We start from the raw sequence: 16,950 nt of genomic DNA, 5'->3' as shown, positions 1-16,950 counted from the left end.
ATGGGATTATTTCGTGCTTTTTATTTCTTCAGCTTGTTATTCCGCCAGTTGTGGTTGCGGCTGTACTACTTCATTCGCTCCAGCTATCCTCAACATATTCGCAATATCTTTAAAACCTCTTTTTTCAGCATATTGCAGCGGCGTAATATTTTCCTTATTGGCCATATTTACATCTGCCCCGTGGTCAATAAGCATTTGAATTACTTTCTTATGACTTTCACTACCATTTCCTAATACAATTACTTCTAATAAAGCTGTTCCACCACGTTCATTCTTATAATTCACATCAATATCTGTATGCTCTAATAATTCTTTAACAACCTCTACATGGCCACGCTCAGATGCAGAAATAAGTGCTGTTCCACCTGACTTAGTCGTTTCCTTCGTATTAACTCCTGCATTAATTAATACTTTTACAATATCCGTATATCCTTCTCTACTTGCATAAAGAAATGGATTACTTTGTTTTTCGTCTTGAATTTCAATATCAGCACCCGCATCAATTAATGCTTTAACTGTCTCTACATGATTTTGATACGTCGCTGCAAGGACAGGCGTTTCTCCGTTGTCACCTTCTACATTGATATTCGCTCCATCTTGGATCAGCTTCATAGCTGTTTCTGTGTCTCCAAGCGTCGCAGAAAGTAGCAACTGTTTGTCCATTAAATTTATACTTTTTTCTTCTTTAGATTCTTCCTGTTCTTTATGCTTTTCTTTTTTCTTTTCGTTTTTCACATGAACCGGTTTTGATTCTGGCTCCTCTTGCTTATCGCAAGCCACTACCGTCATTAAAAGTCCTAATAACATACATAATAAAATTTTTTGTTTTCTCACAACTACAGCTCCTATGAAAGATAATGTTTTCTTAACCATTCCTCCATCACATACAATAACTCTTCTTGAGTACATTTATCCATAAGCCCTTTAGATTCCTTCTTTAATCGGATTATCTTAAACTTATACTATGTTTCTCAACCTATTGGAATGATACGCCTGATGGCCTCATCATTAACATTATGAAGCAATTAGTTTAGCACGTTTTTACCGCATTTGTATATATTTCTAAAAAGTACATAAATGATTGCTTTAGGTTACTATATTCCATTGTAACCGTTCTTCTAAAATTTTTACACCTTTTCTATATTTGCACCTGAGTAATAATAGAAAAAGACAACTATATAGTTGTCTTTTTCTATTATTAATGATGCCCACCGTGATTCCCTGTTTTCGGTTTTCCCATCATCTCTTTATTCATTTCCCATTTATGCTCTGATAGCTCTTTATACGAAAGAACTTTCCCCTTATAGTTAGATACAAAACTCTCTGCATCTTTTTTATTTTTAAATGAAATGACATTATAAGCCATCGGTGTCGTTATTGTTTTATCATATACGTAAGTAGCATCTTCTAACGAAACCCAATCTTTCGAATCATAATCTCGAACAAATTTTTCTTTCGTCTTTTCACCTGAATTGATCTCCATCCATTTATACATGCAGCCAATATCATCAAATTTTAATGCTTTTCCACTCTCCAAAATAATTTCTGTTGTGAATTGATTATCCATTACCCCTATTTGACAAATATCACACTTATCGTTTTTCTCATCAACTGCAACAACTTCTATTTCCTTTTTTCCACACCCTACTATTGTAAATACGAAACATAAACATATAACAAGTACGACATATTTTATCCTCATCAATATTCCTCCCTAAAAACCGTTTACTCCACGAAAAGAATATCAAAAGGTTGTGTGAGATTTGTGAAAAAACAATGTTTTTTTTGTAATATATGGAACAAAAAAGAGATGTGCAGTTACTTCTACACATCTCTCATCATTCACAACCAGTAATTAATAAATCATCTTCTAACTTAACTAATAATGTGTCCGCATCAATGTTCTGTCCAACTTCTACATTTACTAATCTTATATTTCCACTGATGCCTACTGCGATTTTTTCAATCTCACCGTCATTTTTTCGGATCATCATTAATTTCTCCCATTCATATACGTAAGAGGATTCATTAATACAAATCTCTTCTACTATTCCTGTACATGAACTATAAATCTCTTCTATTCTTGTTTCCATTCAAAATCTACTCCCTACTTCACGCGCTTCTCTTTTTCACCTTATTCTACCATTCTTGTATACAGGTATTTATCTTTTTAAAAATTCAAAATTACCTCGTGAACAAAATGATCAAAATAAAGATTATGCTTCTAATGATGTTATTTTCTTAATTATTTACCATTCGAATTGAACCTTTTATTATAAATAAAAAACCTTTTATCTGAATTTTCATTTCATTTTGAAAGCGCAATCATTTTCTGAGGGGGAAATTACATGGTAGCATTACTTGGATTTGCAATGGTATTCGTCTTTATGTTTTTGATTATGACTAAACGTATGTCAGCCTTAGTAGCATTAATATTAGTTCCAATTATTTTCGCATTAATTGGTGGCTTTTATGCCAATATGGGCCCGATGATGTTAGAAGGAATTCAAAAGCTAGCACCTACTGGTATTATGCTTATGTTCGCCATTTTATATTTCGGAATTATGATTGATAGCGGTTTATTCGATCCTGTCATTAGTAAAATTTTAAAATTTGTAAAAGGAGATCCTTTAAAAATTGTTGTTGGTACGGCTATCCTTACTATTATCGTTTCATTAGATGGGGACGGAACAACAACATATATGATTACAGTTTCTGCAATGTATCCACTATATAAACGTCTTGGGATGAATCCACTTATATTAGCTGGGGTTGTTATGTTAGGAGCAGGTGTGACAAATCTTACACCTTGGGGTGGACCAACTGCCCGGGTTATGAGTGCTCTTGGACTTGATGCCTCAGAACTCTTCACACCACTTATACCAGGAATGATTGCTGGTGCAATTTGGGTAGTTTTCGTTGCCTATTATCTTGGAAAAAAAGAAAGAAAACGTTTAGGAATTATGGATGTACAATATTTAAAACAAATGCAAACAATGGATGAGCAAGCTGCAACAGTAGAAGCTGCCGTGCATAAACGCCCTAAACTTCTATGGATTAACTTTTTATTGACCGCTACATTACTTGTCTGTCTCATACTAGAAATTATGCCGCTACCTGTTCTATTTACAGTCGCTTTTGCTATTGCCGTTATGATTAACTATCCAAACTTAGAGCAACAGAAAGAACGTATTGCTTCTCATGCTGGAAACGTATTAGCGGTTGTTTCTCTCGTCTTTGCTGCTGGAATTTTCACAGGTATTCTATCTGGAACAAAAATGGTAGATGCGATGGCTCAAAGTGTTGTTACTCTTATACCAGATGCACTTGGCCCACAGCTTCCAATTATTACAGCTTTACTAAGTATGCCGTTCACATTTTTCATGTCTAATGATGCTTTTTACTTCGGCGTATTACCTATTTTAACGAAAGCTGCTGCCGCTTACGGAATTAGTGCCGCAGAAATGGGACGTGCTTCGTTACTCGGTCAACCTGTTCACTTACTGAGTCCCCTCGTTGCTTCCACTTATTTATTAGTCGGAATGGCCAAGGTTGATTTTGGTGAACACCAACGATTTACTTTACTTTGGGCTGTTGGAACGACAATGGTTATGTTGATTACTGGAATTGTAATTGGAATTATTCCAATATAAGATGCAACTAGGAAAAACAGTAGAGGAAATGTAATCCTCTACTGTTTTTATTGTTGTGAAAGTCCCCTATGAAGAAACGCGGAAATACCTTCTTTCTGGTCTCCCCACACTTCCATATATAAGCTCCGCATGCACTTTCTTTCCAGAGATCAAATACTCTAAATAGCGCCTCGCAGTTGATCGGCTTACACCTACCATTGAACTTAGCATCTCTGCAGTAATTCCCTCCTCATTAACAGCTAACATATGCTTTTTTATTTTTGCTAACGTTAAAGGATCGATTCCTTTTGGCGCATATTCTATTGGATTTGCCTGCACCCCTCTTTGGGACCATAGATGTTCAATCTGTTCTGAAGATAATTGAGCATTTTTCTTTAACTTCGTAATCTTCTTTTGATAACCTTCTAAACTTGTTTTAAACCGATCAAATGTAAGTGGCTTTACAATATAATCTGTTACCCCGCCTCGTAAAGCATGCCACACTACATCCGTCTCTGATGCGGCTGTAATCATAATAATATCTGTATCATGCAAATTATGCCTAATATATGTGACGAGTTCTGTCCCTTGCATGTCAGGTAAATATACATCTAATAAAACGAGTTGTGGCTTTACAAACTCTAGCCATTCTTTCGCCTGTTCCCCAGTCGTTGCTGTTCCAATTACTTTAAACCCCTCAATTTTTTCAGTAAAACGACGATGAATTTCCGCAATCCGAATATCATCTTCTACAATCAATACTTCAATCCCCTCATTCATTACAATTCGCCTCTCTCTTTCGGTAATGCAATGATAAATAAAGCACCACCTAAATCCCCTTTTTCAATCGCAATACTTCCATTTAAATCTTCCACTAACTCTTTCACTTTCGCTAATCCATATCCACGTTTTTCGCCCGCCTTCGTCGAAAAACCTTTATAGAATATGCTTGTAATTATTTCATCATGAACACCTTGTCCTGAATCTTCCACTTCAATTAATATTTCTTCGCCAATGTCTGTTACAAACATTCTTACTTTCTTATTATGCTCGTGATTTCTTTCAATTGCTTCAAATGCATTCGTAATCAAATTCCCTAAAATAGAAACAACGTAATTACTCTCAATATGCGGACTTAACTCTTCTAAACTACTTTCCCGATCTAACATAAAATCAATCTTCAACTCTCGCGCCCTATTATAAAATCCAATTAAAATCCCACCTAACCATGGATTTTGAATTCGTTTCATAATAAATTGAACGAACTCTTGATATACTGCCGTTTCCTTATGAATAAGCTCTAAAGCATCTTCATAAGACTCTAATTGAATAAGACCTGAAAGCGTATACAATAAATTGTTATATTCGTGTGTTTGCGCCCGTAATGCCTCTGTATATTGCCGTGTTTGAGATAATTCCGCTGTTAATTGATCCATCTCAGATTTCAAGCGCAAGCTGGATACTACACCAGTTACTTTATTATTAACTTTAATAGGTAGGCGATTGGCAATAACATCCTGCCCCTTTATATTTAATTGGCGATCAAATTGTTCTTCTCCAGTTTGAAGTACATCCAGTATCGATGAATTAGGAATAACATCTAAAATAAATTTCCCTATTATATTTTGTTGTTTATCTAAAGAAAGGATATCGTATGCCGCTTGATTTACTAAACTAACCATACCATTTTTATCGATTACTACAATTCCTTCACGTACAGATTGAATAACTGTACTATGCTCCTCGTATAAAGATGAAATTTCTTCTGGCTCCATTCCAAACATCATCCGCTTAATACTTTTAGCTAAATATACAGAGCCAATTATCCCAATTAACAGACCTGTTATTGTAATCCAAAACACACGCTTTCCATACACTTCTATCGCTCCATGAATATCATCCATTGAAAAACCGACAGATACTACACCAATAATTTCATTATCCTGATTACGAATCGGGACTTTTCCGCGTAGTGAAGGCCCTAATGATCCCGTTGCTTTCGAAACATAAGATTCCCCTTCTAATAGAACCCCTTCATTATCTCCGCCAACCATTCTCTCTCCTATTTTATCTCGCTTAGGATGCGCATAACGAATACCATCTTTATTTCCAACTACAATAAAATCAGCATCTGTTTCGATTCGAATTTTTTCTGCAATTGGCTGAATAATAGAAGCTGGATTTTCTTTTTGAAAAGCTTCCCCGATTTCCGGTATAGCAGCAACTGTTTTCGCAACATACAGCGCTCTTTTTCCGATTTGGTCTTCTACTGTTTCAGATAATATGTAGTAAAATAAATAACTCGTTAACAGCAGTACAACAAGAATAAGTGTACTAATAGTTAATGTAATTCTCGGTTGCAGTTTCAATTTCTTCAATTTCAAAATCATTCCCCTAACATCAATGAAGATAGAATTTAAAGAAAATACAGTCTTTTGTTTTCGTATTTAATCATAACACGATTACTATATATTTCTTCACTTTATCTCATTACCGTTGCCATAAAAAAGAAACGAAGTAAAATGATTACCTCGTTTCTTAACACTTGCCTCTTATACTTTAAACTTGCCAATCATCCCTTGTAATTCTTCCGCCATTTGCGATAGATGAACTGCTGCTGCATTTATTTCATCTACTGAAGCTAATTGCTCTTCAGAAGAGCCCGCGATATTTTGGACGCTTGCTGCGTTTTCTTCAATCGTTGCTGCAATTTCATTAATAGATGCACTTACTTGTTTTGCATCTACCGTCATTTGCTTCGCTACTTCTACCATACTATCAATTTGTACTACTGTATCATTTGTAGATTTCAATATTTCTACAAAGCTTTTCTTCGTTTCATTTGCAACTACAAGCCCTGATTGTACCTCTGTCCCAACTTGATTCATAGAGCTTACTGTTTCTTTTATATCAAATTGTATCTCTTTCACTAGCTTATCAATTTCCGTAGAAGATTGTCCCGATTGTTCTGCTAATTTCCGTACTTCATCGGCTACAATTGCAAAACCTCTTCCTTGTTCCCCAGCTCTTGCAGCCTCAATTGCAGCATTTAATGCTAATAAGTTTGTCTGCTCTGCAATATGTTGAATCACTTCAAGGATTGCTCCAATTTGTTTCGACTTATCATCTAATAAAACAATGACTTTATCTGACTTTGAAACAGACTCATGAATTAATTGCATTTGATTCACAGTTTGCTCAACTAACTTTCCACCATCTTCAGCTTTTTTCTTCGTATACATAGAGGCTGTAGATACTAATGAAGAACTATCTGCAACACGCTGAACTCCTTCTGTAACTTCTTCTAATAATGTTGCTCCTTCTTCAACTTCTCTCGTTTGTATTTCAGCCCCACTCGATACTTGCTCTATCGCCTGTGTAATTTGTTCCGTCGCTTCACTTGTCTGCTTCATGCTAGCTGTTAATTCTTCTGAAGATGCTGCTACATGACTTGCTGAAATATTTATATTTGAAATGACATTATGTAATGATAATGCCATCTCATTAAAGCTTTCTCCTAACTGCCCAATTTCATCTTTAGAATGAACTGTAATTGATTCTGTTAAATCACCTTCACTAATTTTTTTCGATGATATTACAAGTTGTTTTAACGGTTTAATAATAGAAGCAATTATAAAGTAAATTAAAACCCCGCCGATCATTAATGAAATACCAATAACAGTTATCGTTTTATAGAAAATAGGCTCCGCCGCTTGAATAATTTCTTTTGAAGGCATAATTCCTGCTATTTTCCATCCAGTTTTCTTACTCGTTTTAAAAGTAATATTACGATCTTCACCATCTAATGAATAATGAAAATCACCAGCTTCCTGTTTATAAAATTCCTTACTAAGTTTCTCTTCTAATTTCTCTCCTGGCTTCAGTGTCGGGTGTGCGACTACATTTTTATCTTGATCAAATATCGCTACATACCCTTCCTTACCGATATTAACCATCTTAGAAGTAGTTACAATATCATTGATAATTAAATCAATCCCGAGAACACCACTTTTATCTTCGTTTTGTTTTGCTAGTGTAATAACAATATTCCCTGTCGTTTTTGACTTATATGGAGCAGTTACAATCACTTCTCCGCTTTTTTTCACTGCCTCTTTATACCAATCTCTTTCTGTAGGATTATATCCTTCGGGCATTTGAATAGCTGGTGATTGAATAAATTGTCCATTACTAGATCCTGTATAGATCGCTTCCATTTCTGGATGTAATTTATTATATTCTTCTAGTTTATTTTGGATGTTTTGAATTTGATCCGCTTGGTAACTTGATTGTGTAAATAATTTCGTAAAATAAGTTGCATCTACTTTTTTACTATCCAATTCCTTATTAATTACATTATCCAAAATTTTTATATTATCTTTCGCCGATTTTAAAATCGTTTCATTAAAATTTGTTTTCGCCTGCTGATAAGACGTCCAACCAATTACAATACTTGGAAGAATTAAAATAATAATAAATGACACAAGTAACTTTGTTTTTAAACTACTACTCCTTAATTTCCTTTGAAACATATTCCTACCCCTTCATACCGTTTTACATGCAATAACTTACGATTAATCTATTTATAAAAATTATAAGATATAAATACGTTAATGAGACTCTTTATTTCTCCTTTACTCATCTTTCTAAATTTAAAAGATTATTGCATACATACTTCATTCTATAAAAATTTAATAATTAAAACAATGTATAAAAATGTATATTATTCGAAATATTATAATTCACAGAAGAACCTCTAGTATCCCACTTACTAGAGGTTCTTTCCATCTTACTATTCTTTAGTTTTTTCTACTTCTTTTTCCTTATCTTCTACTACAGATACAACAGGTTTATCATTTGCTAATTGTTGTACTGCCCCTTTTCCTGCAAACCCTTCTAATAACTCTTTTAAATCAATACCAGAAGAAGCTTTTAGTGTTTCCTGCATTGTTGCCATTAAATCAGTCGCATAGCCTGCAACCTTCCCCGCACCGCTATTCTTACCACCGCCGCCTGTATCAACAACTGTAATTTTATCAATATTGCTAAGTGGACTTGCAATTTCTTTCGCATAACTTGGAAGCATTTTTAGAACCATATCCATAATTGCCGCTTGCCCATATAATTCAAATGCTTCTGCAATTTTTTGTTTCGCTTCTGCTTCTGCTAAACCTTTTAACCTAATAACATCTGCTTCCGCTGTACCTTGCGCTTTTTGTACTTCCGCTTTCGCTTGACCTTGCGCTTTTTCAATTTCTGCTTTTGCTAAACCTTCTACACGTACTTCTTCTGCACGTGCTCTTGCTTCTGCTTCAATTTTATATTGATCCGCATCTGCTTTTTTCATTTGTTTTACTTTTTCCGCTTCGGCTGATTGTTCAACAGCATAGCGATCTGCATCTGCCTTTTTCTTTACTTCTGCATCGTATTGCTTTTCACGACGCGCAATCTCTTTTTCTTCTAACTCAATTTGCTTTTCACGCTCAATGATTTTAACTCGCATTTGCTCTTCTGTAACACCTTGTTGCGCTTTCGCTTGTTGTAATTCGTAAGAAAGATCTGCATCTGCACGAGCTTGTTCTTGGTCTCTCTTATAAGATTGTACTTTTAATTCCTTATGTTTTTCAGCTTCAGCGATTTGTGCATCACGCTGGTACTCTGCTTCTTTCGCTTCTTTCTCAGCACGAGCTTTTTCAATTCGTGCCTCTTTTTCACGCTCTGCATTCGCAACTGTTGCATCACGCTTAACCATTGCAATTTGCGGCTGACCAAGTGCATCTAAGTAGCCGTTTTTATCCATTATTTCTTTAATTGTAAAGGAAACGATACGAAGACCCATCTTCTTCAGATCAGTAGAAGCTACTTCATGTACCTTTTGTGCGAATTGCTCTCTATTACTATACGCATCTTCTACTGTCATAGAAGATAAAATAGCACGTAAATGCCCTTCTAAAACTTCTTTTGCTTCTATTTTCAACTCTTCTGTTTCTTTTCCTAAATATTGTTCAGCCGCTGTAGAAACTTCTTCAATTGTCGATCCTACTTTAATAATAGAAACACCGTTTACTGTAATCGGTACACCTTGCTTCGTATACGTATCACGTGTGCCAACTTCTAATTTGTAGTTTAGTAAGCTAAGAGGTTCTCCCCTTTGCATAATTGGAACTACGAAAGTACCGCCACCGCGAATAATCTTAATCTTCTTTCCGTCATCAGTGATAACAACATTCTTTCCACCACCAAGCCAGTTCCCTGTCACAATTAATGCTTCATCTGGGCCAACTGTTCGATACTTCGTAATGAATACTAAAATAAGTAGAATTAAAATTGCGAGTAAAACTCCACCGATAATTAATGGAATCGTCATGTAAATTCCCCCTTATAATTTTGGTTTTTTTAAAGAATAAGCGATGTTCTGTACAAGTAAAACACCATCTTGAACTCCCTCAATAATGACCTCGGTTCCTTGTGAAATATCTTTCTTTCCAATTGTTTTCGCTGGTATTGCATTACTTCCAAATGGAGAGGAGATTAACACTTCTCCAAATCCTTCTGTAGGAATTGTCGTAATGACTTCTCCCTTGCGACCAATGAATTCATCCATACGTTGCACCGTATTTTGTTCTGCTTCTGCAATCGGTTTTAAAATTAATATTTTCATTATGAAAACACCGATAAAGGATATAGCAAATGAGCCACCAAAAATAATAATGCTATTAAAGGAAAATAAATATTCTCCTATATAACTAAATCCACATAACATTGCAAAAAAACTAAGTAATAAAGTTAAAATGGATACAGATCCTCCACCAAAGCTAAATATTGATTCAAATATATCTCCAAAGAAGATATAAATGACAGTAAGTATAGTTGCAATTATAAATCCGTATAAATAAATTGTTTCAAGTGGATAACCAAACAAGACCATTTCTTATCCCCCTTTCTTAAACAATCCCTTTTTTGTTATGTGTATGCCCCACCTCTTTCAAAAATCATTAATCTTAATTTTCAGTTATTTACTTTTTAAAGAAAAACCTATAGACAGGTCTCTAAAAAAGAACAGGAGAAACCTATTGTGACAGGCTCCTCCTAGTAAATAACCGATATATTGTATATCTATATAATATACTATTTTCCACAAAAAGTAAAGTTAAACATACATTGGAAAAGCACTTATTTTACTGATAATGCGTACGCTCCATCGCCATTATCATATTTATATACATACAAGTAATACTTACCTGGTTTTGCATTAAATTTTGCTTCTATATGATTTCCATTAGCTTGACCGTAAGCTGCGTAATTTTGCATATTTGATTCATGGTGAAGTACCCATGTCATCCCGATTCCATGCTCATTTAAAACAGAAATATCGATATCTTTCGCTGATGCCACATTAAATGTATAAACATCGGTGTGATCCCCGCCGATAAGGCTACCTTTTATAGTAGTATTTAGCCCGATACGATTTGCTTCTTCTGGACGATTATTTGGTTCTGATTCTGTTACACTTCCATCTTTAATTGTAACAGTTGTTTCGCTTCTACTCTCTTTTCCTTTATCATCTTTTACTACTAACGCTACTTTATAAGTTCCTTCTCTTTCATATGCATGTACTGGATTAACTTCTTTACTTGTTCTTCCATCCCCGAAGTCCCATAAATAAGAAACGATTTTTCCATCTTCATCGTTTGATCCATCACTTTTGAATTGAATTCCTTCTTTTACAAGCCCGTTATAAGGTCCGTTTACATTAACCGTCGGGGCTTTATTTTCTCCGTCATCTTTTGCGATACCGTGGAAAACTACATCATATTCAAATTGATTAGAGCTATTCACACGGTAATTGACGAAATATGCTGTAACCGTTTTGTAGCCACTCCATTCTTTTTGCGTCAATTGTTCTAAAGTCTCATTTACTCTTTTACTCATTGCTTTCCAGTCTTCTGACTCACCTTTTGTTACACTACCTGTAAACGTGCCTTCTAATGTAAATGTATTAAAGAATTGAGATGTATGCTTTGTCATTTTTGTATCTTTCATAGACAACGTTTCACTAATTTCTTTCTTCACTTCTGTTAGTGCTTTTGGTGCATGTTCAGCTAAATAATCATCTGCTACTTCCGGCACATTGTACTTATCTTGATTATCAATTAACTGCTGCATATACTCTTGATACTCTTTATTTAACTTAGAATCTTTACTTAAAGTCTCACGATACGTATCATAATTTCCCACATCATTCGCACGAATTAAATCTTGAATTTTATCAAACGTTTCAAATTGATGAGTATATAAGTAAGACTGCAATGCGAACGAGTAGTTATAGAAATCCCAAGAACCATATTTAGCAAATAGTGTACGCTCTGCTGTATAACGGCTTGCAGGATCAGATGATAATCCACTAATGATGCTCTTTCTTGGTACAACGTTATTTGTACGAGTAGATCCTGCGAAAAATTCTGCATTCCCTTCTTGGAACCAAGTTAATCTTTCATTTTGATACATATCTCCTCTTCCAAATAAACCGGGAACTTCATATCTCCCTTGAAGATAATGAGTAAACTCATGACGGAATAACTCTTCTAAACTATAAATACTTTGCTCTGGCGTACGCTCATATGTAAAGAATGTCCCTGTCTCTTCAATATAAATTCCACCGTTGTTTGTTTCATATCCATACAATTGTCTATTTAACTGGTATTCGTCTGGAGTATTATAGATTACTATCGTTAATACGTCGTCTGCATTACCTTGTTCTAAAGCTTTGTCATTTCCGATCACACGGTGATATTGCGCTTTTACTTCCTTCGCAGCCCAATATAATCTCTTAATTTTTTCTTCTGACACTTTATCCCCAGTTTTAAATACAATAGATCCATCATCGAATGTATACGTTTTTGGTAAGTATTGCTCTTTTCCTTCTTTACGTATCTTCTCTAAATCTACCGTATTCCCGCTATAATCTTTCCCATTATAGTTTGTTGTAATTTGTTCTACTGCAACAAAATACGACTCACTTAAACGCGGGTACATATGCATTGCCTGTGTAACAACTTCTAATCCTTTATTTGGATTACTATGAAACTTACCTAAACGACTAGCAAAATAAATTCCATTATTAACGAGCCACTTATTTTCTGGTGTTACTTGATTTAAAAGAGCAATACGATTTATTTCATTAATAAACCCATCTACTTTTCCATACCACATCGTTTCATTCGCTTCTTTACGAGCCTCATTTAAGTAAGACTGTATATCATAATCAATGCCTTGCATCATATCGTATACAGCTTGTCCCTTCATACGATCGTCTACATATGCATTAAAATTATCATTATATTGTTTTAAAATATTCGATGCGTATTGCACCGTTTCAACATCACTTGATGCATTACTAATTAATTTTCCGTATGCAGATACGACTGTATCTTGCTCATTTGTTCCAAGCTTAAAGTTGGGATTTTTCGCAATAGCTTTTAACGCTGGTAAACATTTGTCCTGGAAGCTTCTTTCATTTAAGTCGCTTAATTCATTATTATAAAATGCAAGATAAAAAGCTGAACGTAACACTTCAGTAAACGTTTGAATTCCTTTTGAATCATCTTTCGTAAATGTACTACCTCTATGAGCTAATTCGTCTATAATTACTTGCATTTTTCCGTTATCTTTATAAAAGGCTTTTGCATCTTCATTAAACTGGAATAAGTCTGTAATTTGGTGCCACTTAATACTGCCTAACGTTTCAATTAATTCTTGATCATTCATTTTGTTTAAATCAGCCATTGAATAGCTTTCTTTAGCTTGCTTTACTGCCGAGTTCTTCGTAATAGATGCTGGTCGCTGTGAAAAATCTCCTACTTTTAAACGTTCTTGAAATGATAATGTTTCCTCGGCTTTAGAAGCGTGTCCGATCTCATCTACTGGTTTTTCAATTCCAACTGGTTTCGAATGCAATACATTATACGGTACCTTTTCTTCTGCTGATACATTCGTTTGAATTGCTCCGAGCGATAGCGCCATTGTACTAATACTAAGCAACACTTTATTGATCTTTGATTTCTTGTTCATATTATTGCCCCCCTATTTATATATTCCATTCAAAAAATTAACATATTATCTGGATAAAATGATATAAAATGCAATATTTCATATTATTTCTTCATACATTTTGAACATATAGTGAACGAAAGGGACTTACAGTTTCCGCTACAGTTGCTCCATTATTTAAGCAATCGAAACATCCTCGTATTAATATCCTTCCCCTATTCAAAAAGCCCTTATCATAAGCATATTTCAACATGAAATTGCTATAATAAGGGCTTCTCAAAAACTTATATAATCACTTTATATAATAATAAGATAAAACGTTATTCACTTCTTAAATAATCTCTTTCTAAATACAAACATACTTAATGCTGAAAGAACAAGTGCTAATCCAGAAAGTAAGGTCGGTGTGTTAGCTTGACCACCAGTTGCTGCTAAAGACTTCTGATTTTCCTCTTGCTTATTAGCATGTTGTTTATTTGAATCTTTTTCTTTCGCACTCTCTTGTCCTACCACTTTTACTGGACCAACTTGATTATTCCCTTTTGGCTCTTGATCCAATCCAGTTGCTGATTCTTTTACCTCTTCTTTTGTACCTGCAACTTCTTTCGCCGGCTCTTTTACTTCTTCTTTTGTTTCTTCAACTTCTTTTATCGGCTCTTTTACTTCTTCTTTTGTTTCTTCAATTTCTTTTACCGGCTCTTTTACCTCTTCTTTTGTACCTGCAACTTCTTTCGCCGGCTCTTTTACTTCTTCTTTTGTTTCTTCAATTTCTTTTACCGGCTCTTTTACTTCTTCTTTTGTTTCTTCAACTTCTTTTACCGGCTCTTTTACTTCTTCTTTTGTTTCTTCAACTTCTTTTACCGGCTCTTTTACTTCTTCTTTTGTTTCCTCAACTTCTTTTGTTGGTTCTGTCACTTCTTCTTTTTCAACTATATTCTGGATAACTGTTCCATTAAAGCTTATACTAGTTTCATCCGAATCTAAATCAAATTTATATACCTTTTCACCTGGAGTACTCCATTTCATTACTCCGTTATTAAACGTTCCACCCTCACTTGTTAGTTTAATATTCTCAATAGTTTCTCCTTCTAAGTCATATACCGGAACTTGAATTTCTTCATTTACTTTCGCTTCATTTAAAATGATTTTTTGTCTTCCGGCATCAATTGAAAACCATTGACCTAATTGTATTAACGGCCTTACATCACGAATCTCATTTCCAGCTAATTTTAAACTGAGTAGGTCTAACATTGAACCAAGAACTGATACATCTTTAATATGATTATCCGCAAGGTTTAACCACTGTAAATTTTCCAGTGAAGATAACGGCGTTATATCTTCAATTTTATTATGAGATACATTCACGTCTTTCAATTGTTTCAAGTTTGAAATGAACTCAATATTTTTCAACCCTACTCCTTCTAAAGTGAGGTTTTCTAAGTTCGTCATGTATTCTAAACCAGTTAGATCTTTTATCTCTTTTCCTTTTTCTTTAAGTATCTCTAATGTTTTAATCTGTAATAAATCTTCTTTTGTTATAGGGGCATTTAGATTCTCTCTACCAAAATTCTTTTTATTAATATGTTGTTGTAAATTTTTATCAAGAATTACATTTTTACTTTCTGTTTGTTTTTCAACTATACTTTGTATAACCGTCCCATTAAATCTTATTTTACTTTCAGCAGGATTCGTATCTAGTTTAAATTCATATATTTTTTCTCCAGGACTATTCCATTTTATAAATCCGTTACTCAGCGTAGCCCCCTCACTTTTCAATTTAATATTTTGAAGTGGCTCTCCTTTAAAATTGTATACTGGAATTTTTATTTCTTCATCTACGCTTGCTTCATCTAAAAAGATTTTTTGTCTTTGAATATCTATTGAAGTTCGCTTACCCAATTCCTCAACAGACTTTATGTCAGAAATTTCATTCGCTCCAAGATTTATCTCATGTAAATTTGTTAAATTACTCAGTGGCGATATATCAGAGATATAATTCTCTTCTAAATTCAATACTTGTATTTTTACTAATTTAGATAATGATGATATATCTTTTATTTCACTATCAGCAATTTCTAGTTCAATAAGATTACTCATTTTACTAATAGGCTCAATATCACTAATTTTATTATTTCCTATCCATAATAGATTCACATTCTTTAACTTCTCAATACCCGAAAGATTACTAATTTGATTATTTGCTAAGTATACTTCTTCTAACGATAACACTGTAAATAATGGTGTAAGATCCTTTATATTATTACCAATTAAATCTAATATTTTAATCTTTTTCATTTGACTTAACGGTGTAAGATCTGCAATTTTGTTATCTCTTAAAAAGAGCATGTCAAGATTCTCTAGCTTAGAAACGGGTTGAATGCTTTCAATTGGACTAGAGGATAAATCTAAATATTTCAAATGTCTCAATCCCGAGATAACAGATATGTCTGTTACATTAGACTCTCTTAATGTCAACTTCTCTAAGTTTGTCATATATTCTAAACCAGCTATTTCATTTATCCCCTCACCTGAGTATATGGATAATGTTTTAATTTGTAATAAATCTTCCTTCGTTATAGGTTCATTTATATTTTTTCTCTCTAAGTTATATTTATTAATATGCATTTGCAATTGCTTATCTACTATTACATTTCCATCTTGTTGATCCACTGTATCCTCTTTATTTTCCTTTTGATCTTTTGGAACATTGTTTTCTAGATTTAACGCATTTACTTCAAACTGCACCTGGTACTTATTATCATAGGCCATTGTCGGAATATAAATATGCATTTGCATATTATATCTTTTTCCTAATTCTCCAACTTCAAATTGAATAACCTTCGTCCCATTTTTCTTTTTATCCTCTGATATGACTTTTACATCATGGAATACACCAGGAGTATCAATATCCTCTGTTTTCAAGTATTCGAAGAAATCACTATCACTTAACGTTGCCGTTACAATTTTCTTCCCATTCTCAATAGTTAATTTAGGATTTTTTATATAAACAGCTGCCATAGACTCTTCATTCGTTTTATCTTTATACGCTTTAATAACAGCATCATATGTACCATCTTCTAAAGCATGTCCAGTTTTGTTCGCCTCAATTGCTACAGCTGCTAAAGCAGACGTTGAATACGTAGCAAATGGAAGTGATAACGCCGCAGCGATAATCATCGCATTTATATGTTTTCTTTTAGTTTTTTTCAACTTTACATCTCCTCCAAAATATATAAATCGAAATGTAATCATTTCTCGAATGAATGATAAT

General features: G+C 34.0%; 11 protein-coding genes and 1 pseudogene. 1 reads left to right on the top strand and 11 read right to left on the bottom strand.

Annotation, left to right across the window (positions count from 1 at the left end; translation table 11 throughout):
• Positions 1-36: 36 nt before the first annotated feature.
• From NSQ69_RS02965 to NSQ69_RS02955, 3 genes are all read right to left on the bottom strand, one after another.
• Positions 37-909 carry an ankyrin repeat domain-containing protein gene (locus NSQ69_RS02965; protein ID WP_002125108.1) on the bottom strand — a complete coding sequence of 291 codons (873 nt, stop codon included), beginning with the start codon at positions 907-909 and terminating at the stop codon, positions 37-39.
• A 289-nt stretch (positions 910-1,198) separates the two neighbouring features.
• Complete coding sequence (locus NSQ69_RS02960; protein WP_002125106.1) at positions 1,199-1,702, bottom strand: nitrous oxide reductase accessory protein NosL; 504 nt, start codon at positions 1,700-1,702, stop codon at positions 1,199-1,201.
• A gap of 136 nt (positions 1,703-1,838) precedes the next feature.
• Positions 1,839-2,093, bottom strand: coding sequence for a hypothetical protein (locus NSQ69_RS02955; protein WP_002169200.1), 255 nt, complete (start codon positions 2,091-2,093; stop codon positions 1,839-1,841).
• A 255-nt stretch (positions 2,094-2,348) separates the two neighbouring features.
• On the opposite strand from NSQ69_RS02955, the gene NSQ69_RS02950 reads away from it, so the two are divergent.
• Positions 2,349-3,653 (top strand): CitMHS family transporter, encoded by a 1,305-nt coding sequence (locus tag NSQ69_RS02950; RefSeq protein ID WP_002169201.1) that lies wholly within the window; start codon positions 2,349-2,351, stop codon positions 3,651-3,653.
• A gap of 66 nt (positions 3,654-3,719) precedes the next feature.
• On the opposite strand, the gene NSQ69_RS02945 is transcribed toward NSQ69_RS02950, so the two are convergent.
• From NSQ69_RS02945 to NSQ69_RS02915, 8 genes and pseudogenes are all read right to left on the bottom strand, one after another.
• The gene (locus tag NSQ69_RS02945; RefSeq protein WP_002169202.1) at positions 3,720-4,412 is read right to left on the bottom strand and encodes a response regulator; all 693 of its coding nucleotides are present in this window, start codon (positions 4,410-4,412) and stop codon (positions 3,720-3,722) included.
• Positions 4,412-6,022 (bottom strand): ATP-binding protein, encoded by a 1,611-nt coding sequence (locus NSQ69_RS02940; protein WP_003187227.1) that lies wholly within the window; start codon positions 6,020-6,022, stop codon positions 4,412-4,414. Before NSQ69_RS02940 ends, NSQ69_RS02945 begins: the two co-directional genes overlap by 1 nt.
• A 162-nt stretch (positions 6,023-6,184) precedes the next feature.
• Positions 6,185-7,045: a methyl-accepting chemotaxis protein gene (locus NSQ69_RS27695; protein ID WP_372361859.1), complete on the bottom strand. Its 861-nt coding sequence runs from the start codon at positions 7,043-7,045 to the stop codon at positions 6,185-6,187.
• 81 nt (positions 7,046-7,126) lie between these two features.
• A pseudogene (locus NSQ69_RS27690) lies at positions 7,127-8,161 on the bottom strand (HAMP domain-containing protein); the annotation flags it as partial.
• A 260-nt stretch (positions 8,162-8,421) separates the two neighbouring features.
• Positions 8,422-9,996: a flotillin family protein gene (locus NSQ69_RS02930; RefSeq protein ID WP_002169205.1), complete on the bottom strand. Its 1,575-nt coding sequence runs from the start codon at positions 9,994-9,996 to the stop codon at positions 8,422-8,424.
• A 12-nt stretch (positions 9,997-10,008) separates the two neighbouring features.
• Entirely contained in the window at positions 10,009-10,557 is a 549-nt protein-coding gene (locus tag NSQ69_RS02925) for an NfeD family protein (protein WP_078178083.1), read from the bottom strand.
• A 245-nt stretch (positions 10,558-10,802) separates the two neighbouring features.
• Positions 10,803-13,700 (bottom strand): collagenase ColA, encoded by a 2,898-nt coding sequence (gene colA, locus NSQ69_RS02920; RefSeq protein WP_078178084.1) that lies wholly within the window; start codon positions 13,698-13,700, stop codon positions 10,803-10,805.
• A 303-nt stretch (positions 13,701-14,003) separates the two neighbouring features.
• On the bottom strand, positions 14,004-16,889 hold the full coding sequence (locus NSQ69_RS02915) for a leucine-rich repeat domain-containing protein (RefSeq protein WP_341098922.1): 2,886 nt from the start codon (positions 16,887-16,889) through the stop codon (positions 14,004-14,006).
• Positions 16,890-16,950: the final 61 nt, after the last annotated feature.

Source organism: Bacillus sp. FSL R10-2201 (assembly GCF_038008665.1).
Classification (GTDB): Bacteria; Bacillota; Bacilli; order Bacillales; family Bacillaceae_G; genus Bacillus_A; species Bacillus_A mycoides.
This window is presented reverse-complemented; position numbering and strand designations above follow the sequence as displayed.